The sequence below is a fragment of the Aeromonas salmonicida subsp. salmonicida genome (assembly GCF_001643305.1).
GTDB lineage: Bacteria > Pseudomonadota > Gammaproteobacteria > Enterobacterales > Aeromonadaceae > Aeromonas > Aeromonas salmonicida.
The window spans coordinates 22,763-46,552 of sequence record NZ_LSGW01000071.1 but is presented as its reverse complement, the minus strand read 5'-3'; the positions used below and the strand labels follow the sequence as shown (position 1 = coordinate 46,552).

Annotated in this window: 24 protein-coding genes and 1 pseudogene; 13 read left to right on the top strand and 12 right to left on the bottom strand. The window is 61.4% G+C overall.

Translation table 11 applies throughout. From position 1 onward, the window contains the following. Positions 1-41 precede the first annotated feature (41 nt). Positions 42-800 (top strand): GspN family type II secretion system protein ExeN, encoded by a 759-nt coding sequence (gene exeN / locus AXW79_RS13265; protein WP_005315839.1) that lies wholly within the window; start codon positions 42-44, stop codon positions 798-800. Between the two features lie 62 nt (positions 801-862). Here exeN and AXW79_RS13260 read toward each other — a convergent pair whose 3' ends face one another. Continuing rightward, the gene (locus tag AXW79_RS13260) at positions 863-1,684 is read right to left on the bottom strand and encodes a helix-turn-helix domain-containing protein (protein ID WP_005315836.1); all 822 of its coding nucleotides are present in this window, start codon (positions 1,682-1,684) and stop codon (positions 863-865) included. A gap of 160 nt (positions 1,685-1,844) precedes the next feature. On the opposite strand from AXW79_RS13260, the gene tyrS reads away from it, so the two are divergent. Further along, entirely contained in the window at positions 1,845-3,113 is a 1,269-nt protein-coding gene (gene tyrS / locus AXW79_RS13255; protein WP_005315832.1) for a tyrosine--tRNA ligase, read from the top strand. A gap of 434 nt (positions 3,114-3,547) precedes the next feature. On the opposite strand, the gene yrfG is transcribed toward tyrS, so the two are convergent. Next, a complete protein-coding gene (gene yrfG, locus AXW79_RS13250) occupies positions 3,548-4,216 on the bottom strand; it encodes a GMP/IMP nucleotidase (protein ID WP_005315828.1) in 669 nt (222 codons plus the stop codon). Positions 4,217-4,364: 148 nt separating this feature from the next. Between yrfG and nudE the strand changes: the two genes are divergently transcribed. The 3 genes from nudE (at position 4,365) to AXW79_RS13235 (ending at position 7,511) form a co-directional block, all read left to right on the top strand. Further along, the gene (gene nudE, locus AXW79_RS13245) at positions 4,365-4,973 is read left to right on the top strand and encodes an ADP compounds hydrolase NudE (protein WP_005315824.1); all 609 of its coding nucleotides are present in this window, start codon (positions 4,365-4,367) and stop codon (positions 4,971-4,973) included. Between the two features lie 41 nt (positions 4,974-5,014). Continuing rightward, positions 5,015-5,827 (top strand): 3'(2'),5'-bisphosphate nucleotidase CysQ, encoded by an 813-nt coding sequence (gene cysQ / locus AXW79_RS13240; protein WP_005315821.1) that lies wholly within the window; start codon positions 5,015-5,017, stop codon positions 5,825-5,827. 412 nt (positions 5,828-6,239) lie between these two features. Beyond that, a complete protein-coding gene (locus AXW79_RS13235; protein WP_005315817.1) occupies positions 6,240-7,511 on the top strand; it encodes an aromatic amino acid transport family protein in 1,272 nt (423 codons plus the stop codon). Between the two features lie 72 nt (positions 7,512-7,583). Here AXW79_RS13235 and AXW79_RS13230 read toward each other — a convergent pair whose 3' ends face one another. From AXW79_RS13230 to metJ, 3 genes are all read right to left on the bottom strand, one after another. Next, the gene (locus tag AXW79_RS13230) at positions 7,584-7,922 is read right to left on the bottom strand and encodes a tRNA-binding protein (RefSeq protein WP_005315814.1); all 339 of its coding nucleotides are present in this window, start codon (positions 7,920-7,922) and stop codon (positions 7,584-7,586) included. An 84-nt stretch (positions 7,923-8,006) separates the two neighbouring features. Next, a complete protein-coding gene (locus AXW79_RS13225) occupies positions 8,007-8,765 on the bottom strand; it encodes an AraC family transcriptional regulator (RefSeq protein WP_034283774.1) in 759 nt (252 codons plus the stop codon). Between the two features lie 39 nt (positions 8,766-8,804). After that, positions 8,805-9,128, bottom strand: coding sequence for a met regulon transcriptional regulator MetJ (gene metJ / locus AXW79_RS13220; protein ID WP_005315809.1), 324 nt, complete (start codon positions 9,126-9,128; stop codon positions 8,805-8,807). Positions 9,129-9,423: 295 nt separating this feature from the next. Between metJ and metB the strand changes: the two genes are divergently transcribed. Further along, positions 9,424-10,596 carry a cystathionine gamma-synthase gene (gene metB, locus AXW79_RS13215; protein ID WP_005315807.1) on the top strand — a complete coding sequence of 391 codons (1,173 nt, stop codon included), beginning with the start codon at positions 9,424-9,426 and terminating at the stop codon, positions 10,594-10,596. Continuing rightward, positions 10,596-13,049 (top strand): bifunctional aspartate kinase/homoserine dehydrogenase II, encoded by a 2,454-nt coding sequence (locus AXW79_RS13210; protein WP_005315804.1) that lies wholly within the window; start codon positions 10,596-10,598, stop codon positions 13,047-13,049. The genes metB and AXW79_RS13210 overlap by 1 nt, the downstream gene beginning before the upstream one ends. Before the next feature lie 86 nt (positions 13,050-13,135). Here the strand turns inward: AXW79_RS13210 and AXW79_RS13205 are convergent, their stop codons facing one another. The 4 genes from AXW79_RS13205 to AXW79_RS13190 all read right to left on the bottom strand — a co-directional run bounded on the left by AXW79_RS13205 (position 13,136) and on the right by AXW79_RS13190 (position 16,145). Next, a complete protein-coding gene (locus AXW79_RS13205; RefSeq protein WP_005315802.1) occupies positions 13,136-14,020 on the bottom strand; it encodes a type 2 periplasmic-binding domain-containing protein in 885 nt (294 codons plus the stop codon). Positions 14,021-14,097: 77 nt separating this feature from the next. Beyond that, positions 14,098-15,012, bottom strand: coding sequence for a hypothetical protein (locus tag AXW79_RS13200; RefSeq protein ID WP_005315800.1), 915 nt, complete (start codon positions 15,010-15,012; stop codon positions 14,098-14,100). Between the two features lie 58 nt (positions 15,013-15,070). Continuing rightward, the gene (locus tag AXW79_RS13195; RefSeq protein ID WP_005315798.1) at positions 15,071-15,760 is read right to left on the bottom strand and encodes an LrgB family protein; all 690 of its coding nucleotides are present in this window, start codon (positions 15,758-15,760) and stop codon (positions 15,071-15,073) included. Beyond that, a complete protein-coding gene (locus AXW79_RS13190; protein ID WP_005315796.1) occupies positions 15,753-16,145 on the bottom strand; it encodes a CidA/LrgA family protein in 393 nt (130 codons plus the stop codon). Before AXW79_RS13190 ends, AXW79_RS13195 begins: the two co-directional genes overlap by 8 nt. Before the next feature lie 126 nt (positions 16,146-16,271). On the opposite strand from AXW79_RS13190, the pseudogene AXW79_RS13185 reads away from it, so the two are divergent. Further along, positions 16,272-17,139 (top strand): annotated as a pseudogene (locus tag AXW79_RS13185) (LysR substrate-binding domain-containing protein). 8 nt (positions 17,140-17,147) lie between these two features. Here AXW79_RS13185 and AXW79_RS13180 read toward each other — a convergent pair. Then, entirely contained in the window at positions 17,148-18,026 is an 879-nt protein-coding gene (locus tag AXW79_RS13180) for a hypothetical protein (protein WP_005315794.1), read from the bottom strand. Between the two features lie 109 nt (positions 18,027-18,135). Beyond that, on the bottom strand, positions 18,136-19,563 hold the full coding sequence (gene pdxR, locus AXW79_RS13175; RefSeq protein ID WP_005315791.1) for a MocR-like pyridoxine biosynthesis transcription factor PdxR: 1,428 nt from the start codon (positions 19,561-19,563) through the stop codon (positions 18,136-18,138). A 131-nt stretch (positions 19,564-19,694) separates the two neighbouring features. Here pdxR and AXW79_RS13170 point away from each other — a divergent pair, with 131 nt between their 5' ends. From AXW79_RS13170 to AXW79_RS13160, 3 genes are all read left to right on the top strand, one after another. Continuing rightward, on the top strand, positions 19,695-20,183 hold the full coding sequence (locus AXW79_RS13170) for an OsmC family protein (RefSeq protein WP_005315789.1): 489 nt from the start codon (positions 19,695-19,697) through the stop codon (positions 20,181-20,183). Between the two features lie 85 nt (positions 20,184-20,268). Continuing rightward, a complete protein-coding gene (locus AXW79_RS13165) occupies positions 20,269-20,706 on the top strand; it encodes a rhodanese-like domain-containing protein (RefSeq protein ID WP_005315786.1) in 438 nt (145 codons plus the stop codon). Next, positions 20,696-21,436, top strand: coding sequence for a GNAT family N-acetyltransferase (locus AXW79_RS13160; protein ID WP_005315783.1), 741 nt, complete (start codon positions 20,696-20,698; stop codon positions 21,434-21,436). The genes AXW79_RS13165 and AXW79_RS13160 overlap by 11 nt, the downstream gene beginning before the upstream one ends. 40 nt (positions 21,437-21,476) lie before the next feature. Here AXW79_RS13160 and ybaK read toward each other — a convergent pair whose 3' ends face one another. Beyond that, positions 21,477-21,950, bottom strand: a complete 474-nt coding sequence (ybaK, locus tag AXW79_RS13155; RefSeq protein ID WP_005315779.1) for a Cys-tRNA(Pro) deacylase — start codon at positions 21,948-21,950, stop codon at positions 21,477-21,479. A 201-nt stretch (positions 21,951-22,151) separates the two neighbouring features. Here ybaK and pncC point away from each other — a divergent pair, with 201 nt between their 5' ends. Then, complete coding sequence (gene pncC, locus AXW79_RS13150; RefSeq protein ID WP_005315776.1) at positions 22,152-22,643, top strand: nicotinamide-nucleotide amidase; 492 nt, start codon at positions 22,152-22,154, stop codon at positions 22,641-22,643. Between the two features lie 80 nt (positions 22,644-22,723). Then, complete coding sequence (recA, locus tag AXW79_RS13145; protein WP_005315774.1) at positions 22,724-23,785, top strand: recombinase RecA; 1,062 nt, start codon at positions 22,724-22,726, stop codon at positions 23,783-23,785. Positions 23,786-23,790: the final 5 nt, after the last annotated feature.

Here is a 23,790-nt window from a genome sequence, read left to right as displayed (position 1 = left end):
GGCTTGGTCAAGGCCAGACATTTTCAGTTGAGTCATTTTCTATGAAGAAAAAAGTACTGATCGCCGCCCTGTTTCTGGTGGCCTATCTCGGTTTTCTGTTGGTGAAGCTGCCCGCTACTCTGGTGGTGCGCCATCTGCCGTTGCCGCCCAACCTGGTGCAGCTGGAAGGGGTGAGCGGTACCCTCTGGAGCGGCCAGGTCGCCCGGCTGCAATATGCCAGCGAGTCGCTGACCCAGCTGCGCTGGGAGCTCAACGGCTGGTCACTGCTGCGCTTCGCCCCTGAGGTCTTTCTGCGTTTCGGCGATCGCAGCGGCCTCAATGGCCAGGGTGTGGTCGGCTGGAACGGCGCCGCCTTTGGTCGCGACATTACCCTCAATGTGCCCGCACCCTGGGTACTGGATCGGGTGCCCATGCGGCTGCCGTTCCCGCTGACGGTGGCGGGTCAGTTGCAGCTCAAGGTCGATCAGTTTGCCCAGGGCAACCCCTGGTGTGACAACCTTTACGGCAATCTCTATTGGTATGGCGCCGATGCAGACACCTCGGCCGGCAAGCTGCCGCTGGGTGATCCCGAGATCAAGCTGACCTGCATCGACTCCCGTCTGGTGGCCGAACTCAAGCAGAGCTCGGAGGCGGTGCAGGTGATGGGCAAACTGGAACTGCAGGCCAATCGCCAGTACCTGTTCCAGGGCTCTCTCAAACCTGGCCCTGAGCTGCCGGAAGAGATGAAGCAGGGATTGCCCTTCCTCGGTCAACCCGACGGTCAGGGCCGTTTCCCGCTGCGCTACCAGGGCCGTATCTGACGATATTGTCTGGTGTTGTGGACGCATAATGAAAATAACCCCGCTTCGGCGGGGTTATGTCGTTATGGGGTTTGTATGTCGCCAACCGGCGCCGTGATCAGATGGTTCAGAAAGAGATTGAACAACTCGGCCCGCGAGCCGAGCCGCAGCTTGCCATAGAGGTGCTTGCGGTGATTCTTCACAGTGCCGTTGCCAATCCCGAGCGCAGCGGCAATCGCCTCGGTATCCAGCCCCTGCAGCAGCAACTCCGCCACCTGCCGCTCCCGGCGGGTGAGCCTATCGCCCCCTACGCTTGCCATCGCCTGCTCCACAGCACTCTTGAGGCTGGTGCTGTCCGGCTGCGCAGTGCTCTGGGCCAGCAGCGGCTGGCTCTGCTGCCACTGCTGACGACACAGCGAATGTACCAGCGGAAACACCCCCTCCAGCCGTGCCAGCTCGTCACGACTGAGGGTACTGCGCTTGTCGAGGCGACCGAGAAACAGCATCAGCGTCAGTCCGTCCCGCACCGGCAGGATCAGCCCCACCTCCTCCTGCCAGCCGGTGGCCTGATAGAAGTGATGGCGATATTCAGGATCGAGCCGCCCTTGTGACACCTGCGCCAGGGTCCAGACGCCGGCAGGCAAGCCCTGCTCCAGCGCCTGCATAAAGGGATCCTGACTGAAGTGGCTGGTGAGGTAGCGATCAAACAGCAGGGCTCGCTGGTGGCTCAGGTTGTCGTAAAGATAGACGGGCCGCTGCCCCACCCCGAGCAGCAGGGCGCAATCAAACGCCACCTGCTGCTGGATCAGGCGTACCAGCGCCCCCGCAAAGGCGCTGCTGTGCAGGGCATTGACCACCTCGGTCATGCTGCGGGTCAGGGCATCTGCGGTGAATGGCTGGGTCATGGTCGTTGAGTCATGGTGGTGGGTTCCCGGTGGCGGGGAGCATCTCCCCACTATGGCTGGATGCTAGCACGAGAGTGACAAAACTGTCCCTCAGGGGACATATTCGCCACGGGCCAGAACGGCGAGGATGACGGCTTTTCCCCCTGCTGTTGGAGAACCCATGATCAACCCCCACCTGCTCGATGAGCTGAGCCAGCGCGGCCTTGTGGCCCAGAATTCCGATCCGGCGGCCCTGGCCGACCACCTCGCCACGTCACGCACCGTCTATTGCGGGTTCGATCCCACCGCCGGCAGCCTGCATATCGGTCATCTGGTGCCGCTCTTGATGCTGCGCCGCTTCCAGCTGGCAGGCCACACCCCGGTGGCACTGGTGGGCGGGGCGACCGGCCTTATCGGCGATCCCAGCTTCAAGGCGACCGAGCGCAGCCTCAACAGTGCCGATACCGTGCTGGGTTGGGTGGCGAGCCTGTCGGCCCAGATCAGGGCGCTTCTGCCCGCCGATGACGGCCTGTCCGCCCCGCAACTGGTCAACAATGGCGACTGGATGGGGCAGATGTCCGCCCTCGATTTTCTGCGGGATATCGGCAAGCACTTCTCGGTCAACGCCATGCTGGCACGGGAATCGGTGCGCCAGCGGCTGGCCCGCCCGGATCAGGGTATCTCGTTCACCGAGTTCTCCTACGCCCTGCTGCAATCCTACGACTTTGCGGTGCTGCACCAGCGGCTCGGCTGCACCCTGCAGATTGGCGGCAACGACCAGTGGGGCAACATCACCAGCGGCATGGATCTCACCCGTCGCCTCCATCAGGCGCAGGTACACGGCATGACCCTGCCCCTTATCACTAAGGCAGACGGCACCAAGTTCGGCAAGACCGAGGGTGGCGCGGTCTGGCTCGATCCGGCGCTCACCTCCCCTTACGCCTTCTACCAGTTCTGGCTCGGCACCGCGGATGAGGATGTCTACCGCTTCCTGCGCTACTACAGCTTTATGTCGCTGAGCGAGATTGATGCACTGGAGGAGGAAGATGCCCAGCGGCAGGGGCGCAAGCAGGCCCAGCAGGTGTTGGCAAACGAGCTGACCGAACTGGTGCATGGCAAGGCGGCGCTGGCGGCGGTGCAGCGCATCAGTGAGCTGCTGTTTAGCGGCGACGTGGTCCGCCTCGGCGAGAGCGATCTGGCCCAGCTGGCGCAGGATGGCATGCCGAGCAGCACAGTCAGCGGCGAGACTGATCTGGTCAGCCTGCTGGTCAGCTGCGGTCTGGCGAACTCCAAACGCATCGCCCGCGAGCTGCTGGCGGCGGGGGCCATCAGCCTCAATGGCACCATCAGGCAGGATGAGCAGCTCAGTGCCGAGGAGCGGCTGTTTGACCGCTACCTGCTGCTGCGCAGGGGCAAGAAGCAGTACCAGCTGGTGGCGTGGTTGGGCTAGCCTGCAGCGCCATAGCAACGAGAAAGGGCTGCCCGGGCAGCCCTTTCCATTGTGCGTCCCCACCTGTCAGCCGCTCGGTATACAGGGGAGGGCGGTGAACTCTGCCCCCGCATCGGTATCAAGTAGTCAGCGGCAGCAATTCGGCGTAGTCACGGAATACATCGGGGAAGGCGGTGAATTCTGTCCCCGTATCGGTATCAAGTAGTCAGCGGCAGCAGTTCGGCGTAGTCACGGAATACATCGGGGAAGGCGGTGAATTCTGCCCCCGCATCGGTATCAAGTAGTCAGCGGCAGCAATTCGGCGTAGTCACGGAATAGATCGGGGAAGGCGGTGAGTTCTGTCCCCGTATCGGTATCACATCGTCAGCGGCAGCAATTCTGCGTAGTTACGGAATACATCGGGGAGGCTGGTGAATCCTGCCCCCGTATCGGTATCAAGTAGTCAGCGGCAGCAGTTCGGCATAGTCACGGATCGCCGGGAAGGCGGTGATGTGCTGCTCGGGCTGGCAACTGTCCGGATTCTGGATGGCAAGCTGATAGCCGATGCCGTAGTCGGCGGCGGCGCGCAGGATCCGCTCGCTGTCATCCACAAACAGGGTGCGGGCCGGATCGAACGCCAGCCGCTCTGCCAGCGCCTGCCAGCAGTGCTGGCTCTCCTTCGACCAGCCCAGCTCGTGGGTGCTCACCATCAGGTCCAGATGCCCGGCTAGGCCGAGCCGCGCATCCTTGACCGACAGGCTGGCGGGGTGGGCGTTGGTAAACAGCACCAGCTGCTTGCCAGCCGCCCGCAGCTCGGCAAGGAAGGGGATGACGTTGGGCCGCCACTGGATCTTCTCCAGGATCTCCTGCTTGAGGGCGCGAATATCCAGCCCCAGGGTCTGGCTCCAGTAATCCACACAGTACCAGTCGAGGGTGCCGCTGACGGCGTGATAGTGGGCATCGATCTGTGCTCTGGCTTGGTCCAGCGGCAGGTCGAGTCGCTCTGCGTAGCGTGTCGGCACCAGTTGTTGCCAGAGGTGGTTGTCAAAATGGAGATCGATCAGGGTGCCATCCATATCGAGCAGGACTGTGTCTATCTGGTGCCAGGGCAGCTGGGTCGGCATGGGGCCTCTTGGTGTCAATATTCGGGAGGAAAACGGGGCGGCATTATAACGGATTTTTCCATCCGTTTTCCCGCCCTTGCCCCGTGGTGTTCGGTGTGGGAATCGTTTACTCTTGAAGCACTATTTTTTAACGAGCAGCCAACGCCCGATGAGTGACCACCACAAGAGCAAGCCCGAGCATATCTGTGCCGAGACCCTGGATCTCGACAAGAACAAGCCGGAGATCCTCAAGGCCGAGATAGTGGCCGAGAGCCGGCTGTTCAAGGTGGAATCCCTGCACCTCAAATTCTCCAATGGCGAGGAGCGAGTCTATGAGCGGATGCGGGGTGGCAACCGGGGCGCCGTCATGGTGGTGCCTATGTATGACGCTCACACCCTGCTGCTGGTGCGCGAGTATGCGGCTGGTACTCACTCTTACGAGCTGGGCTTTCCCAAGGGGCTGATCGACCCGGGTGAGAACGCCTTCGAGGCGGGCAACCGGGAGCTGATGGAGGAGGCCGGTTTTGGCGCCAACAGCCTGATCCCCCTCAAGCAGGTGTCACTGGCGCCGGGTTACTTCTCCAGCCGGATGGACATACTGCTGGCGAGGGATCTCTTCCCCGAGCAGCGAGTCGGCGATGAACCCGAGCCTCTGGAGGTGATCCCCTGGCCGCTCAACCGGATTGATGAATTGCTGGCGCGTTCCGACTTTACCGAGTCGCGCAGCATCAGTGCCCTGCTGCTGGCCCAGAAGTGGCTGGCGGAGCAGGAAAACTAGCCCGAACGTGGGCAAAGGCAATAAAAACAGAGGATAACAAGATGCAGGAGTTGTTGGCCTGGGTTCCAGGGGTCAAGGAGATCGCCCGCGAAGCGGGACGTATCCTTCACGAAATCTATCACGGCGGTCAGTTCGAGCGTCAGCTGAAGGAGGATGCGACCCCGGTCACCAGTGCCGATCTTGCTGCCGATGCCTACCTCAAACAGGCGCTGTCGGCGCTCACCCCCCATGTACCCGTGCTGACCGAAGAGGCGGCCGATGTGCCCTTCAGTCAGCGATCCAACTGGCGGCAGTACTGGCTGGTGGATCCCCTCGACGGCACTGGTGAGTTCATTGCCGGCAGCGGCGATTTCGCCACCCTGATCGCCCTGGTTCGGGACAACGTGCCGGTGCTCGGTGTCATCTACGCCCCCGAGTCTGACGTGCTCTACTGGGCGGTGCGTGGTCACGGCGCCTTCAAGGAGGTGAACGGCGAGACCTTGCCTATCAGCGCCATGCATCACGAACATGACCAGCCAGACTCCCTGGTGGTGGCCATCAGCCGTCGCCAGAAGCTGGAGAATCTGACCCGTCGCCTCAATCCGGCCATCAACTACGAGCTGATCCCGCTCGGTTCCAGCTCCCTCAAGTCCTGCCTGGTGGCAGAAGGGGCTGCCGATTGCTATGTGCGACTCGGCCCCACCGGCGAGTGGGATACCGCCGCTGCACAGTGCATCGTCGAGGCGGCTGGCGGTCGTATCCTCAGCCTGGCGTTGCAACCGCTTAGCTACAACGAAACCGAGTCGCTGGAGAACCCGGACTTTATAGTGATGGGAGATCCGGATCTCGCCTGGGGCACTATTCTCGCTCACTGAGTTGGCTGACATTTCATCGCAAGACTCAATCAGGCGACCTCATGGTCGCCTGATTGTCTGGTGTGATCCGCTGCTTTTATCCGGCACGCATAGGAGTATCCACTGGAAAAGAACGTGAATGACAGTGGAACGTCATCATCGAGCGGGAAGATTTGGCATGGATTTTCAGGTAATCCTGCGAACGATCATTTGGTCAAAATAAAAAAGTGAGTATGAATGTAAATTTGGATTTATATATCGCATTTTTTATTATTTGTAGTTTTACATGATTATCCAATCCCGATTGAATTCCCTATCTCACTGGCTTGAGCTCGTTATGGTAGTGATATGTTTCAGTCCCTCATTTTGAGAATTAAATCCTGATAAACCACAATACGCTCAGATTAAAACACTGACAAAAAGTGGATTAGTAATGAGTTTATCTGTAGATGTCGTCAAGGAGCTGTCTGCTTCCCAGCCAGCCGTTACCACCACTGCCCGTTGGCGCAGTCATGATACCCACTGGGTGATCAGCCTGTTTGGCACCGCCGTTGGCGCCGGCATACTCTTTCTGCCCATCAACCTGGGTCTGGGCGGTATCTGGCCCCTGGTCATAGTCGCCGTACTGGCTGGCCCCATGACCTTCCTGGCTCACCGCGGGCTGGCCCGCTTCGTGCTTTCTTCCTCCCGTCCCCATGCTGACTTCACCGAGGTGGCCGAGGAGCACTTCGGCAAGATGGCCGGTCGGCTCATCTCGGCGCTCTATTTCCTCTCCATCTTCCCGATACTGCTTATTTACGGCGTCGGGTTGACCAACACGGTCGAGAGCTTCATGGTCAACCAGCTCGGCATGGCGACCCCGAACCGGGTGATGCTCTCCGGCATGCTGGTGTTTGCCATGATCGCCGTGATGATGGCCGGGGAGAAGGCGATGCTGCGCGCCTTTGCCTTCATGGTCTATCCGCTGGCGGCCATTCTGGCGGCGCTTTCCTGCTATCTCATTCCCCAGTGGCAGTGGCCGGAAGTCACCACCTTTGAGGGCGGCAGCTTCCTCAACACCGTCTGGCTGGCGCTGCCGGTGACAGTGTTTGCCTTCAGCCACGCCGCCGCCATCTCCGGCTTTGCCAATGTGCAGCGGCGGGAATATGGCGAGCAGGCGGAGGCCAAGAGCGGCCTGATCCTGCGCAACACCACCATAATGCTGGTGGGCTTCGTGCTCTTCTTCGTCTTCTCCTGCGTGCTGAGCCTCACTCCGGCCCAGCTGGCCGAGGCCAAGGCCCAGAACGTCTCCGTGCTCTCCTATCTTGCCAACATCACCGACAACCCTGTGATAGTGACGCTGGGGCCGCTCATCGCCTTTATCGCCATCAGCTCCTCCTTCCTCGGCCACTTCCTCGGTGCCCGCGAGAGCCTCAAGAGCCTGATCGCCAAGCCCACCGGCCTGTCGCTGGCCAAGGCGGACAAGCTGGGCATCGCCCTGATGTTCTTCGCCATCTGGGGGGCCGCCGTTATCAATCCGGGTATCCTAGGTCTGATGGAGACCCTCTCCGGCCCCGTCATCGCCATGATCCTCTTCATCATGCCGGTGATAGCGGTCTACAAGGTGGAGGCGCTGGCCCGCTTCCGCCAGGGCTGGACCAACGGCTTCATCCTGCTGACCGGGTCGCTGGCGGTGTCGGCGCTGATCTTCAGCCTGTTGAAGTAACAGCGAGCTGCGGCAACAAAATGAGAGAGGCGACCCCGGGGTCGCCTCTCTTTTTTCATGGGGCCAAGGGCATCAGCCCAGCTTGGCGCCGTTCTCCACCGCCTGCTCAGGGATGGCCATCACAACCGCACCGTCAGCCCGGTAGAAACCGGTCAGCAGAAACTCCGACTGGATGGGGCCTATCTGTTTGGGGGGAAAGTTCACCACGGCGACTATCTGGCGCCCCACCAGATCCTCCGGCTGATAGAGATCCGTTATCTGGGCGCTGCTCTTGCGTACCCCGAGCTCGGGGCCGAAATCCGCCCATACCTTGTAGGCGGGCCGGCGTGCCTCGGGGAAGGGCTCGACCCGCACCAGGGTGCCCACTCTCAGCTCTATCATCTCGAACTGCTGCCAGCTTATGGTCTGCATCTTGGCTCCTCGTTTCATACACCTTGCATTGGCCTCAGCATGCCTCGAAACGGCGCTGGCTGTCTTCGGTGGCTGGCCGCCTTGTTACGGCAAAAGGCCGTTTTGCTGGCGCCAGAGGGAAGGGGTCAGCCCGCTCTCGGTCAGGAAGCGCTCGGCGAAGGCTCCCTGATTCTGGTAGCCGCAGCGACTGGCGATCTCGCCTATGGGCAGTTCGGTGTGGGAAAGCAGGGTGCGTGCCAGTGTCATGCGCCGTGCCCGTATGTAGTGGGAGACGCTCATCCCCAGTTGCTGGCGAAAGGTGTGCTTGAACTGACTCTGACCGAGGCAGGCGATGGCGGCGAGCTGCTCATTGCCAAGGGGCTCGGCGAGGTGGGCCTCGATATGGCGCTGCACCTTGAGGATACGGGCGGCAAGGCGAGGAGGAAAAGAGGAGTGCATTTCTTGCCCTTGTGCCAGCAGGCCCAGCCACACCTGCTCCATCCCGGCGACCTGTCGACCCGCTGTCACCATGCGGTGCAGGAAGGCGAGGTAGTGTCGCTGGGGCTCGTCCAGCGCGATAAAGGGGCGGGCCGCCAGATCGCCGGGGAGCCAGTCGCTCTCCTGCACCAGAAACGAGAGGGCCGGATCGGCGGCGTAGTCGTGCCGCTCGCCGGGGGCTATCACGCAGATAAAACCGGGGGCAAGGCGACGTCCCTGGCCCTGCACCTCGATCTCGAGGGGGCCGTCCAGGGGGATCACCAGTTGGGCGAAGTCGTGGCTGTGGCTGCTGATGTCGCTCTGGTAGTGGCGCAGGCTGAAGGGGGAGGCGGTAGATAGCAATGACGCGGCCTGGGGCCGCGTCATCTTCAAAGAGGGATTGCTGTTTGGCATAGGTCGCAGGTATTACTCTGCGTCGAAATCTTCGATCTCTTTGCCCAGCGCTTCCATGATGGCGCGCACCTCGGCGGGGACGCTGTCCGGATGATCCTTGCGCAGATCGTCGTCGCAGGGCAGCGGCTGACCGGTGAAAGCGTGCAGGAAGGCTTCACAGAGCAGCTCACTGTTGGTCGCATGACGCAGGTTGTTCACCTGGCGACGGGTGCGCTCATCGGTCAACACCTTCAACACCTTGAGCGGGATCGAGACAGTAATCTTCTTGACCTGTTCGCTCTTCTTGCCGTGTTCTGCGTAGGGGCTGACGTAGTCGCCGTTCCACTCTGTACCCATGATTCACCTGTTCTCATTTGGCCGTGAGCGCGGATTTTAACCCTTAAGGAAATTAATGGCAATCCAACAGCAAAGCCATTTAGACGTCCAGAAGTGTTGACGGCTTTTTTGCAGTGGCGTAGTGTGGTTCACCATGAGCCAGCAATGGCGGGGATGAGTGTGGCAGAGAAACCGCAGACACAGTCCCGAGACACATCAAGGAGAGCGGAAATGACCCACAAGGCTACCCTGCCGGTACGTTGCATCGGAAATCGAGCCGGATCAATCGCCCAGTCACAAAGCCAAGGAGAGCAGCATGAGTCATAAGGCCACCCTGGCGGTACGCACCGGGATTGAAACAGACACGCAGCACGGTGCCGTGGTGCCGCCCATTTACCTCTCCAGCAACTACACATTTGCCGACTTTGGCGAGCCTCGTCAATACGATTATGCCCGCTCCGGCAACCCGACCCGTACCAATCTGGCGGACGCCCTGGCGGCGCTGGAAGGGGGGGCTGGCGCCGTTGTAACCGGCACTGGCATGGGGGCCATCCATCTGGTGACCACGGCTCTGCTCAAGGCGGGGGATCTGCTGATCGCCCCTCACGACTGTTACGGCGGTACCTGGCGCCTGTTCGAGTATCTGGCTGCCAAGGGCCACTATCGGGTGCAGTTTGTCGATCAGGGTGATGAGGCCGCACTGGCAGAGGCGCTGACACAGAAGCCGGCGCTGGTGTGGGTGGAGACCCCTTCCAACCCCTTGCTGCGGGTAGTGGACATCACCGCCATCGCCGCCGCCTCCCATGAGGTGGGTGCCCAGGTGGTGGTGGACAACACCTTCCTCTCTCCGCTGCTGCAACAGCCGTTGTCGCTGGGTGCCGATGTTGTGGTGCACTCCACCACCAAGTACATCAATGGCCACTCCGATGTGGTGGGGGGCGTGGCCATTGCCAAGGATCCCGCGCTGGCTGAATCACTGGTGTGGTGGGCCAACTGTCTGGGACTCACCTCCGGGGCGTTCGACTCCTACCTCACCCTGCGCGGCCTGCGCACCCTGGCTCCCAGATTGCGCGCCCATCAGGAGAACACGGACCGCATTCTCGCCTTCCTGCAGCAACAGCCGCTGGTCAAAAAAATCTATCATCCCAGCCTGCAGAGCCATCCAGGCCATGATATTGCGCGCCGTCAACAGTCCGGCTTCGGCGCCATGCTAAGTTTTGAACTCGATTGCAGCGAGGCGGGATTACGCACCTTCCTCGCGGCCCTTACCCTCTTCTCGGTAGCCGAGTCTCTCGGCGGGGTGGAGAGTCTGGTGGCCCATCCGGCCAGCATGACCCACAGGGCCATGACACCTGCGGCGCAGCAGGCGGCGGGCATCAGCGCCCAGCTGCTGCGTCTGTCGGTGGGTATTGAACACGGTGAAGATCTGGTGGCCGATCTGGCTCAGGCTTTTGAACAGGCGCAGCTGGCAGAACAGGTGGCGAAGTAATGGAACAGCAGCAAGGAGATATAGCGGTGGCAACACAAGCAGGGTTGAAGCGGCGGCAGGTACACAAGTTCGGTGGCAGCAGTCTGGCGGATCCGGTCTGCTATCGCCGGGTCGCCGCTATCGTCGAACAGCAGGTTGGCGGGGATGAGCTCGTCGTGGTCTCCGCCGCCGGCAAGACCACCAACCGCTTGATCCAGTTGGTGGAGCTGGCCGATGCGGGGGATGAGGCGGCCGGTGAAGCCATCTCTGCGCTGCAAGCTTATCAGCAGAGCCTGATCGATGGCCTGCTGGAGGGAGAGCTGCAGCTTGATCTCAGCCAGCAGCTGGCCGATGACATGCAACTGATCGCCAAGACCCTGGAGGGGCAGTTTGACCGCTTCGCCCGTAACGGCCTGCTCGCCTTTGGCGAAGTGTGGTCGGCGCGCCTGCTGGCCGCCCTGCTCAGCAGCCGCGGTGAGAAGGCCATCTGGCTTGATGCCCGCAGCTTCCTGCGTGCCGAGGATGGTGCCCTGGTCAAGGTGGATACAGCCCTTTCCAGTGAACTGCTCAAGGCCCGTCTGGCCGAACATGCCGGTCGCATCGTGGTGACAGGTTTCATCGCCGCCGACATGGAGGGGCGCTCCCTGCTGCTCGGGCGCAACGGCTCCGACTACAGCGCCAGCCTCTTGGCAGCCCTGGCTGATGGCGAATCCACCACCATCTGGAGCGACGTGGCCGGTGTCTACAGCGCCGATCCGCGCCGAGTGAAGGAGGCGCGCCTGCTGGAGCGTCTCAGTCTGGCAGAAGCAAACGAGCTGGCTCGCCTCGGTTCGTCCGTACTGCACTCCCGTACCCTGCAACCGGTGGCGGACAGTCGCCAGCGTCTCACCCTGCGCTGCAGCTACAACCCGGATGAGGGCTGCACTCACATACTGCGCCGGGCACCGCGCTCCGGTGGTGCCCGCATCGTCTCTTCGGTGGATCAGATCGCTCTCATCGAGCTGAAAGTGTTGCCGCAGACCCACTATGAGCAGACGGTAGCGGCCATCGAAGCCCATCTGGCCCGTCATCGCCTCAATCCGCTCACCCTGCAGCGCCAGCCTGATCGGCGGGTGCTGCGTCTGGCCTATACCCTGGAAGTGGCGGAAGGGGCGTTCGAGATACTGCGTGACTTCCAGCTGCAGGGCAGCTTCACCGGTCTCATCCAGAAAGAGGGGTTCAGTCTGGTGGCCCTGGTGGGCGCCGGTGTCACCGACAACGCAGAGCAGTGTCACCGCTTCTATCAGTTGCTGGCGGATCAGCCGCTGGAGTTCGTGCAGGTGGCCAGAGATGGCCTGAGCTTGGTGGCCGTGCTGCGTCAGGTGGTGCTGGAGCCCCTGCTCATCGCCTTGCACAGCGCCCTGTTCAGTCGCCCTACCCGGGTCGGGCTGGTGGTATTTGGCAAGGGCAACATAGGCGGCCACTGGCTCACCCTCTATGCCCGCGAGAAGGCGCGGCTCGAACATGAGCTCAATCTGGCGTTGACCCTGTACGGGGTGTTCAGCTCGGAAGGGGGGCTGCTGGACGAAGAGGGGCTGGATCCCCTCAAGGTGCAGGACAAATTCAACCCCAAACCGCTGATCTGGCCCGAACTGCTGACCCAGCTGGAGCAGCACAGTTTCGATACGCTGATTGCCCTGGACTTGACCGCCAGCGAGACGGTGAGTCGCTACTACCCGGATTTTGCCCAGCTCGGTATTCACATCATCGCCGCCAACAAGTTTGCCGGTGCCGCCGAGAGCGAGTTCTACCAGCGCATCAAGCAGACCTGCCGCGATCATCAGGTGCAGTGGCGCTACAACGCCACCGTGGGCGCCGGGCTGCCGATCCAGTCCAGCATCCAGATGCTGCGCCAGAGCGGCGACCGCATTCAGGGGGTCTCGGGTATTTTCTCCGGCACCCTCTCCTGGCTGTTCCAGCAGTATGACGGCACTCGCCCCTTCTCCGAGCTGGTGGACGAGGCGTGGCAGCACGGCCTGACCGAGCCGGATCCCCGCGAGGATCTCTCCGGTCAGGATGTGCGCCGCAAGTTGCTGATCCTGGCGCGGGAGGCGGGTTTCGAGCTGGATTCCGCCGATATCGAACTGGAAAACCTGGTGCCGGTGACACTGCGCAAGGTGAGCACGGATCAGTTCATGGACAGGCTCAAAGAGCTGGATGACCCGATCCAGACCGCATTTGAAGGTGCGCGTCGGGTTGGCAAGGTGCTGCGCTACGTCGCCCGCTTCGAGCACGATGGCAAGGCCAGGGTCGGGCTGGAGGCGCTGGAGCCTCACCACCCGTTCGCCAATTTGCTGCCTTGTGACAACGTGTTCGCCATCGAGAGCGACAGCTATCGTACCAACCCGCTGGTGATACAGGGACCGGGGGCAGGGCGTGAAGTGACGGCCGCCGCTATCCAGTATGACCTGTGGCAGATCTGCACTAGCCTCTGAGAAGATCGCTAAGGTGGGGAAAGTGGCGCTCGGATCTGGCGCTGTCACCGCAAATAAACAGAGGGCGCCCGGTTGGCGCCCTCTTGCTATGGCTCGCCCGGCCCGAACCGACTGTGGACCGGATCGTAGAAGTAAGCCTGGTAGTTGAAGCCTATCCCCTTGATGAAGGGGTTCTCAAGCCGAAACAGGCGGCGTGTATCGAGGTGGGCGAAGGTGAGGGAAGGTTTGAAGGTGTTGAGCCAGAGGGTTTGCAACGAACCGTCTTGCCAGGCAGCTTTCAGCCCGGCCTCTACTCTCTGTATGGCCTCCCGATTGGCATTGTGGGCGAAGAAGACCCGGGGCAGGGGATAGTAGAGGGCTATGCTCTCATCCATGACCAGGTCCCTGATCTCCTTGTGGTTCAGTTTCTCCTGCGGCAACTCGTTGATCCCGCGACAGAAGAGATCGAAGCGACCGCGTGCCACCATCTTGAACAGCAGTTCATAGCCTTCTACTTCCTGTACCTTGAACCCTGCCTGCCTCAGGATCTGTACATCGAGCCAACCCTTGCCCTGGCCGAGAGTAAACTTCTTCAGCTGATCCAGTGTGGTGACGCTGGCGACGGCTGCCTGCTGTTGGGGGCTGACGAAGCAGATGCGGTAGCTGACGATCCCGAGATGGATGGGGAAACGAACATAGTCGACCCCCGTCATGTCACGGTCTGAGCGGTAGCTGTCCATGGCAAACAGGTTGGGATAGTGGTTGAAGCGCAGGCTGATCCACATCCTGGCCAATGTCATGGGGGGGGCGGCTCGCAATTGAAAGTCACCATGGCTGGCGCGAGTCTTCTCCAGCGCCAGTCGCAGCAGTTCACGGTCATAGGTGACTCTGGGATCCCGTTCACTCTCCGGGCTCATGTGGGTGAACAGAGTCGGTGTGGCAGCCTGCGCTGACAGGGTCAGCAAGAGGACAAGCAGAGAGAACCAGATCATCACGACCTCCTGTCGAAAAATAGACTCTTCTGAATATAGTGGCTGCGGCCGTGTTACTGCGTCTGTGTCACCTGGCGTCAGGGCTCGCCGTTTCTCGTGCCTCCTGAGCCAAAGGTGCCCCTGAGCGGATCGTAGGTGTAGTCGCGGTAGTCAATCTCCAACTCCCGGAGTTGCGGATTGTCCAACCGGAACAGCCGTCGCTTATCCAGTCTGGCAAAGTCGAGGGCAGGCTTGAAGGTCTTGAGCCAGAGCGTCTGCAAGGAGCCATCTTGCCAGGCCAGTAACAGTCCTGTCTGGATGCGTTTGAGGGCGTGCTTGTTCCCCTTGTGGGTATAGAAGAGGTGGATGAAGGGATAGTGGAGGGCTATGTGTTGATCGACAGTGAGGCGGGTGAGATCCCTGTGGGTTTCCAGCTCGGTAAGCAGCTCGTTGGCCCCCCGGCAGAACAGGTCGATCCGGCCCCGCTCTACCAGCTTGAACAGGCGCTCGTAGTTGTCGACCTCCTGCACTCGCATGCCTGCATGACGCAAAATGGTGACATCCTGCCAGCCTCGCCCCTGGCCATGGAGGAAGCTTTTCAACTCATCAAGGCGGGTCAGTCTGGCTAGTGCTTGTTGACGCTGGGGACTGACAAAACAGATCCGATAACTCAGTATGCCGAGGTCTACCGGGAAGGGAACATAGTCGAGAGACTCGGCTTCACTGGCCGGGCGCTGGCTATCCACCGCAAAAAAGTTGGGATAGCTTCCCTGCTGTATGGCTAGCCGCAGCCGTACCCGATTCATGGGCGGCGCGGCCTGCAGTTCATACTCGCCGTAGCTGTCACGGGTTTTATCCAGAGTCAGCTGCAGCAGGTCACGGTAATAAGATGCCCGCTTGTCCTGTTCGCTCTCCGGGCTGGCATGCGTAAAAATCTCGACCGCCAGCAAGGGCTGGGTCAGCAGCAGGTTGCCAAGCAGCAACCAGAACGAGAACAGGCCATAACGGATCATGCGATGTTTCCAGACACACACTTGTTTGAGTGTAGTGTGCCCAGCCTGTTTGCCCGTGCTACCAGAACATCCGGCCGAGCAAGGGGGCGAGCAGCACCGTCACCATGCCCGCTATCATCATTACCATGCTGGAGACGACGCCCTCCTCGTTACCCATCTGGTACGCCTTGGCGGTACCGGCGCCATGGGCCGAGGCGCCGAAACCGGCCCCCTTGCCGAGGCGGCTGCGAATGGCGAGCAGGGTGAGCACGCTCTCCCCCACCGCCATGCCGATCACCCCGGTCAGCACCACAAACAGCGCAGTGAGATCGGTCTGGCCGCCGATGGCGCGGGTCGCTTCCACCGCGAACGGTGTGGTGATGGAGCGCATCGCCAGGCTGCGCTGCAACATGTCGGAGAGGTGCAGCCAGCGCGCCAGCAGCACTGTGCTGCCCACAGCCATGATGACGGAGGCGACGACGCCTACCGAGAGGGAGAGCCAGTGCCGGTGGATCAGCTGGCGATTCTCGTAGACGGGCACGGCGAAGGCGACGGTGGCCGGTCCCAGCAACCAGAGCAGCCAGTGGGACTGAGCCATGTAGTCCTGATAGGGGATGTGAAACAGCAGCACCACGGCGACCAGCAGGGTGGGCGCCAGCAGCAGCGGCATCAGGGGCAGTATGCGCTTACGACCATAGAGCCATTTGCTGGCGTAATAGAACAGCAGGGTAAGGGCGAAGCAGAGCAGGCCGAGCAGGGTATCAGACATGGCGGCGACTCCGGCGGGCGAGTTTCAGTTCGAGGCGATAGACCCTGTCCACCACCAACGCAGTGGTGCCCAGCACCAGAGTGGTGCTGATCAGCAAGACCAGCATGATGCGCCACCCCTCCTGCAACAGCAGGTCCTGATAGTTGACCACGGCCACCACGGCCGGCACGAAGAACAGCAGCATCTCGGCCAGCAGCCAGCGGGCACCGGCGCTGAACCACTGGACGCCGAGCAGGATCAGGACCAGCAGCGCCAGCATGCCGGTGAGGTTGGCGGGCAGCGGCAAATGGAAGGTACGTACCGCCGCATCGGCCAGCAGCCAGATGGCGGCCAGCAGGGCGATTTGAAAGGGAGTCTGGAACCAGCGAATGCAGAGGGCTTTCATGATGGGTGTCTTTCTGTGAACTGGCTCACAGTATAGAGACAGGCAAAACCTGCAAAAAATGAATTTAAATTATCAAAATCATGCCAAAGAGGCATGATTAAGGTTCCAGCCAGCATAGAGATCACCATGGATATCCGAGCTCTGCGTTACTTTGTGGAACTGGTGCGGGAGCAAAGCTTCACCCGCGCCTCCGAGAAGCTGTTCGTTACCCAGCCCACCATCAGCAAGATGATCCGCAATATCGAGGAGGAGCTGGGCCAACCCTTGCTCAACCGCGAGGGGCGCCGCTTCACCCTGACCGACAGCGGCCAGGTGCTGTTCAATCGGGCCCAGACCATACTGGCCGAGATGCAGCAGCTGGAGGCGGAACTCGCCGATCTGCAGAGCCTGCAATTTGGCCGGTTGGCTCTCGGCATACCGCCCATGGTGGGCCACGTCTATGCGGATCTCATTCGTACCTATCGCAGCCGCTACCCCAAGGTGGAGCTCTCCATCGTCGAATATGGCGGTCGGCGCATCGAGCAGGCTGTGCTGGCGGGGGAGCTGGATCTTGCCATCACCATGCTGCCAACCCGGGAGGGGGGCGCCCTGAGCGCGCTGGAGCTGGATCAGTATCCCATTCAGGTAGTGCTGCCGGACCTGCCGCGCATGCCGCGAGATCCGGCTGGAGGATTTGCGTGATGAACCCTTCCTGCTCTACACCCAGGCCTTCACCCTGAGCGAGCGGCTGGAGAAGGCATGCCAGCAGGCGGGCTTCGTGCCCCAGGTGGCGGCCCGCAGCAGCCAGTGGGATTTTCTCACCGCCATGGTGCGCAGCGGCATGGGCGTCGCCTTTTTGCCCGAACCCATCTGCCGTCGGTTGACACCGGACGGGCTGGTGCTGCGGCCGCTTTTGCCTGAACTCAGCTGGCGGCTCGGGGTGATCTGGCCGAGCGATCGCTATCTCTCCCGCACCGCCGAAGCCTGGCTCGCGCTCTGCAGCGAGCAGGGCTGAAATCGTGCTCAGTCTTTGCCGAAGCGATCCGTCATGGGGTTGTAGAAGTAGGGGAGATAGTCGAAGTTGATCCCCGCGAGGAAGGGGTTTTCCAGTCGCAGCATGCGCAGCTGCTTGAGCCCGGCAAAGGCGATGGCGGGGCCGAAGCTGTGGCGCCACAGCGCTTGCAGGGATCCGTCCTGCCATGCCCGGTGCAGGCCGACCTCTACCCGTTTCAGGGCATTACCATTTGCCATGTTGGTGTAAAAGAGCCGAGGTAGCGGGTAGTAGAGCAGCAGATGGTCGTCTACCAGCAGGTTCGCAACGTCCTTGTGGGTAAGCTGTTCGCTGCGCAATTCGCTCGCGCCGCGGCACAAGAGATCGAAACGGCCACGAGCCGCCATTTTGAACAGCATCTCGTAACTCACCACCTCCACGACCTTGAGACCTGCATGGCGCAGTATCTCCACATCCAGCCAGCCTTTGCCCTGGCCAAAGGTGAAACGGCGCAACCCGTCCAGATCGGTTACCCCAGCCATGGCAGCCTGCTGCCGGGGGCTGACGAAGCAGATGCGGTAGCTGACGATGCCCAGATGAATGGGAAAGCGCACATAGGCCAGCCCCTTCCCATTGCGCCTGCTGCTGTAACTGTCCATGACGAACAGGTTGGTAAAGCTGTTGAATTGCAGGCTGAGGCGCGCTCTGTCCTTGGTCATGATGGGGGCGGGCACCAGCTCATAGTCACCAAACATGTCGCGGGTTTTGTCGAGCGCCAGCCGTAGCAGCTCTCTGTCATAGGTCATGCGGGGATCCCGTTCGCTCTCCGGGCTGATGTAGGTGAAACGGGTGGCTGCCATCAGAATGGAAGGGAGGAAAAGGCAGAGGGTCAGAAACAGGAGTCTATACATCTCGGCTAGGCTCAACGACTATCTTGCATCCATTATAGTTCGCTGTTTTCGGGTCTTGCCCGGTCGCAGGCCACGCATCTGCTCGGCGAAGAGTGCGTTCACACCGCCATCAGGACGACTTCATCAAGTTTCCCAACTGGCGACATAGCTGGCGCAGTGTCTGGTTGTCGAGGGCGCCAAAGCCGAGCAGCCAGCCCTCCAGATTTGGCTCGCCGAGGTAGAACTGTCCGAGCGGACGCAGACCCATGCCCCGGGCATTGGCGGGGTTGGTCCAGCGGGTCTCGCCGCCAGCGGGCAACAGCACGGCGCATTGCAGCCCGGCGCCGCTGTGGATGGGGGTGAGCTGCGGGCAGTGACTGGCGAGCTCGGCCAGCAGCAGGTCGCGCCGGCTCTGGTAGATGAGCCGGCTCTGGCGCAGGTGGGTGGCGAAGTGACCGGCACGGATGAAGTCCGCCGTGACCGCCTGCTGCAACTGGTTGCTGTGGCCATCAAAGGCCGCCCTGGCCTGGCAGAAGGCACTCATCAGCGGCCTTGGCAGTACCAGATAGGCGAGTCGCAATGAACCGAACAGCACCTTGCTGAAGGTCCCCACATAGATGACTCGCCCCTGGTTATCCAGCCCCTGCAAGGCGGGCAGCGGGCGCTGATCGTACTGATATTCCCCATCGTAATCGTCCTCCAGGATCCAGGCGCCGTGACGCTCGACTTCCCTCAGCAACGCCATTCGGCGGGCGAGGCTCATGGGCATGCCCAGGGGGTACTGGTGGGCCGGTGTGGTATAGATGAGGCGGGGTGTGGGGTGTTGCCCCAGCGGGTTGAGCCCCTCCCCATCCACTGGCACAGGGTGCACTCTGGCACCGGCGCTCTCCATGGCGGTACGGGCCCCGGGGTAGCCGGGATCCTCTACCCAGACGGTGTCACCGGCATCGATGAGCAGCTGGGTCGCCAGCAGTATCCCCTGCTGGGAGCTGGTGAGGATCAGGATTTGATCCGGTTCGCACACCACGCCGCGGGACTGCACCAGATAGCTGCTGATGGCGGCCCGCAGCTCAGGCAAGCCTTGCGGGTCGCCATAGTTCATCCAGCGTTCACCCTGCTGACGCCACTGCTGCTGCATCAGCCGACCCCAGTGCGCATGAGGGAAGAGGCGGGAGTCAGGCTGACTGGACGCAAACGAGGTGCCGACGTGTGGTGTGTCATGACAGGCGCCGCCTGCGGCCATCTCCTGACCACGGCGGGAGAGTCCGGCCGCCGACTGGGGCGGACGTGGCGCCGGGCATACCGCTGCCAGGGCTACAAAGCTGCCGGCCCCCACCTTGCGCACCAGATAACCTTCCGCCTCCAGCCGACCATAAGCCAGCTCTACCGTGCTGCGGGAGACCCCCAGATCCCCTGCCAGCATACGGCTGGCGGGCAGCCGGCTGTGCTGGGGCAGATGGCCGGCCAGGATGGCGCCGCGCAGGGTGCGCACCAGCTGTTCGTGCAGCGGCAGATCGCTTGCTTGCTGAGTGGCAAACAGGGTTGGCAGGGCGGGCATGGCTATCTCCGGCGCTTGGCATAATTGGTCTGCCCATATTGGCAAAATTGGTCGGCGTGGCAAGGCCATTATCCCGTTACATTGGTGCGCAAGGAACATGAGCAACCACATTGGCAACGAAAGGAGTCTGCATGTCGGAATACAGCGCCATCATCAGTTGGGAGAGAGGTGCCAGCGAGCGCTTCCTCGATCAGCGCTACAGTCGGGTCCATCAATGGGAATTCGACGGCGGCGTCAGGGTGGCCGCTTCCTCCTCCCCGCACGTGGTGCCCTTGCCCTGGTCGGTGGCCGAGCACGTCGATCCGGAGGAGGCCTTTGTGGCCGCCCTCTCCAGCTGCCACATGCTGACCTTTCTCTGGCTGGTGGCCAAGCAAGGCTATCTGGTTGACCGCTATCGGGATCAGGCGATTGGCGTCATGGAGACGGATGAACGGGGGCGTCAGTCGATTACCCGGGTGACCCTGCGTCCGCAGGTGTTGTTTGGCGGCGCACGCCAGCCGACCCTGGCCGAGCTGGAGCAACTGCACCACCAGGCCCACGAGGAGTGCTTCATCGCCAATTCCGTCAGGACCACAGTGATCACCCAAATCGTACTGTGGCCACGGGAGGCTTCCCTATGAGCCATGTATTGGGCTCCGACCTCATCAGCTTGGTCAACACCATCGCCACCACCCGGATCCGGGTTTAGCCACAAGGAGCTTCACCATGAGTCATGTATTGAGTACGGGTCTTGCCAGCCCGATGGACGCCAGCGCCTTTTTCGAGGCCCAGCTGAGATTTCGCACCGACCCGGCGGACCTGGCTGCCGATCTGCTGGAAAAAGAAGAGCGCATCGTCGTCATCGACACTCGATCCGCGCAGCATTACCGGCTGGGGCATATTCCAGGGGCCGTCTCTTTCCCCCATGGATCCATGAATCAAGCGACGACGGCCACCCTTGCGCGGGACAAGGTTTATGTCTGCTACTGCGATGGCATAGGCTGCAACGGCTCGACTCAAGGGGCCTACAAACTGGCGGCGCTGGGCTTTCAGGTCAAGGAGCTGATAGGTGGCCTGCACTGGTGGCGTCAGGACGGCTTTGCCGTCGCCCTCGGTGAAGATGCGGGCGTTTTGCTGGAAGGGGGAATGACCTGTGGCTACTGATCATCATCTGAACGAGTTCGACCAAGCGGTTGGCGTCCTCTTGCCCGACTGGCGCGGGGCCGAGTTTCCTCCCCATCAGCCACTGTCAGGCTGGGGCTGCCGGCTGGAGCCGCTGGATCCCGAGCGCCACGGACCCGCGCTCTGGCAGGCGTTCGGCACCGACAGTGGGGCCATGTGGACCTATCTCACCAGTGGTCCCTTCACCGATGAGGCGGCCATGCAGGCCTGGCTGCAACAGTGCGTCGCCAAAGTGGATCCCCAGTTCTACGCCATAGTGGACGCAAAAACGGACGCCGACAGCGGCAAGGCGCTAGGGCTCGCCAGCTACCTGCGCATCGATCCCCTGGCTGGCAGCATTGAGGTGGGTTGGCTGCACTTCTCGCCGGCCCTGCAACAGTCGCGTCTGGCGACGGCGGCCATGGCGCTGATGATGGCCAACGCCTTTGCCCTCGGCTACCGGCGCTACGAGTGGAAGTGCAATGCCCTCAACAAGCCCTCCTGGCGGGCGGCGCTGCGGCTCGGTTTCAGTTATGAAGGGACATTTCGCCAGAACAGGGTAGACAAGGGACGCAGTCGGGATACCGCCTGGTTCTCGGTGATCGACAGCGAGTGGCCCGCCCTGCAGGCGTGTTTCGCGCGCTGGTTGGCAGAGGAGAACTTCGATGAGGCTGGCAGGCAGCGGCTGCGGTTATCCGATCTGACCACCGCCTGTCATGGGAAAGCCGAGTGATATGCAGAGGCCCAGGGTCGGCCTGGGCCTCTCTTTTTGACTAGTCCCCCTGGTGTTCACCAATCGGGGCCGCAATCCATTTCATCAGCGTCAGCATATCTTGCGGCGCCACCCCGACCGAGAGGCCGCGTTTGCCACCGCTCACCAGGATCTCGTCAAACGCCATGGCGGAGTCATCGAGTACGGTTGGCAACAACTTCTTCTGGGCCAGCGGGCTGATGCCCCCCACCTTGTAACCGGTCAGCTTCTCGGCCTCCGCCGGTGTCATCATCTCCACCTTTTTCAAACCCGTGGCCTTGGCCAGCTGTTTGAGACTGCACATGCCGGAGGAAGGCACTATGGCCACCACTGCCTGCTTGTCATGATGGGCGATCAGGGTCTTGAACACCCGGGCTTCCGGCAGGCCCAGCCGGGTCGCGGCGTGCTTGCCGAAATCGTCGTGAGCGTCGCACTCATAGGGGTAGAGCTTATGGGGGATCTTGAGCTTTTTCAGCAGGTTGATGGCAGGAGTCATGGTGGTTGCCTTGAGTCAAAACAAGGCCAAACAGTCTGCTCTCGCGAGTCGATGGATGCAATGATGAGTTCTGAACGAATGACATCAGGCTGCCAGTATGGCCGTGCTGAGACGGGCAAGGCGGGCTTCTGCCCTGCTCCGGTTGCGGGGGATGGCAGCAGGATCGCATAATGAGCCTCCTCAACGAGCTAGGGAGCCGGGATGAAACTGGACGCAGAGATAGAGCACCTCGCCACCGAACTGGGCAAGGCCCTGGGCCAGCGAGGCTGGCTGGCGGCTACCGCCGAATCCTGTACCGGCGGTGGCGTGGCAACGGCCATCACCGACATTGCCGGCAGCTCTGGCTGGTTCGATCGCGGCTTCGTCACCTATACCAACCAGGCCAAGCAGCAGATGCTGGGGGTGAGCGGCGAGAGTCTTCAGCAGCACGGGGCCGTAAGCGAGGCTGTGGTGCTGGAGATGGCCCGTGGCGCGTTGGCCCACTCGTCGGCCGCCATCAGCGTGGCCATCAGCGGTATCGCAGGCCCGGGTGGTGCAACCGAAGACAAACCTGTCGGTACCGTCTGGTTCGCCTGGGCCGACAGCAACGGCCGTCACCACTCCCTGCTGGCCCGTTTCGACGGTGACCGGCGTCAGGTACGCCAGCAGGCGGTCAGACAGGCCTTGTCCGGACTCTTGGCCCTGCTCAGATAAATTGGGCTTGATACTGTATGAATAGACAGTATACTTAGCCCAACTTCACTTATTACTCACGATTTCCAGCGGAGATTGGCATGGATCAGAACAAACAGAAGGCACTGGCGGCTGCGCTGGGTCAGATTGAAAAGCAGTTCGGCAAAGGCTCCATCATGCGTCTGGGCGACAGCAAGACCATGGATATCGAAGCCATCTCTACCGGTTCCCTCTCCCTGGACGTGGCGCTGGGTATCGGCGGTCTGCCGTGCGGCCGTATCGTCGAGATCTATGGCCCGGAATCTTCCGGTAAAACCACCCTCACCCTGCAGGTGATTGCGGAAGCCCAGAAGAAAGGCAAGGTCTGTGCATTTATCGATGCAGAGCATGCCCTCGACCCCATCTATGCAGCCAAGCTGGGTGTCAACGTCGATGACCTGCTGATCTCCCAGCCGGATACCGGTGAGCAGGCGCTGGAAATCTGCGACATGCTGGTGCGTTCCAACGCCGTTGACGTCATCATCGTCGACTCGGTGGCCGCTCTGACGCCGAAAGCAGAAATCGAAGGCGAGATGGGTGATTCCCACGTCGGCCTGCAGGCTCGTCTGATGTCCCAGGCGCTGCGCAAGCTGACCGCCAACATCAAGAACGCCAACTGCCTCTGTATCTTCATCAACCAAATCCGGATGAAGATTGGTGTCATGTTCGGCAGCCCGGAAACCACTACCGGTGGTAACGCGCTCAAGTTCTACGCCTCAGTACGTCTGGACATCCGTCGCATCGGCGCCATCAAGGAAGGTGACGAAGTGGTCGGTAACGAGACCCGCGTCAAGGTGGTCAAGAACAAGGTTGCCCCTCCCTTCAAGCAGGCTGAATTCCAGATTTTCTACGGTGTCGGTATTTCCAAGGAAGGTGAGCTGGTGGATCTCGGCGTCAAGCACAAGCTGATCGACAAGGCCGGTGCCTGGTACAGCTATAACGGCGAGAAGATAGGTCAGGGCAAGGCCAACGTGATGAAGCTGTTCACCGAGAACAAGGTGATGGCGGCCGAGGTGGAAGCCAGACTGCGTGAGTTGCTGCTCTCCGGCGATGTGCCGGCCGAGAAGCCGGTCGTGGCGGATGCCGACGAGCTCGAAGCCGAAAGCGAACAAGAGTTCGAATAACAGTG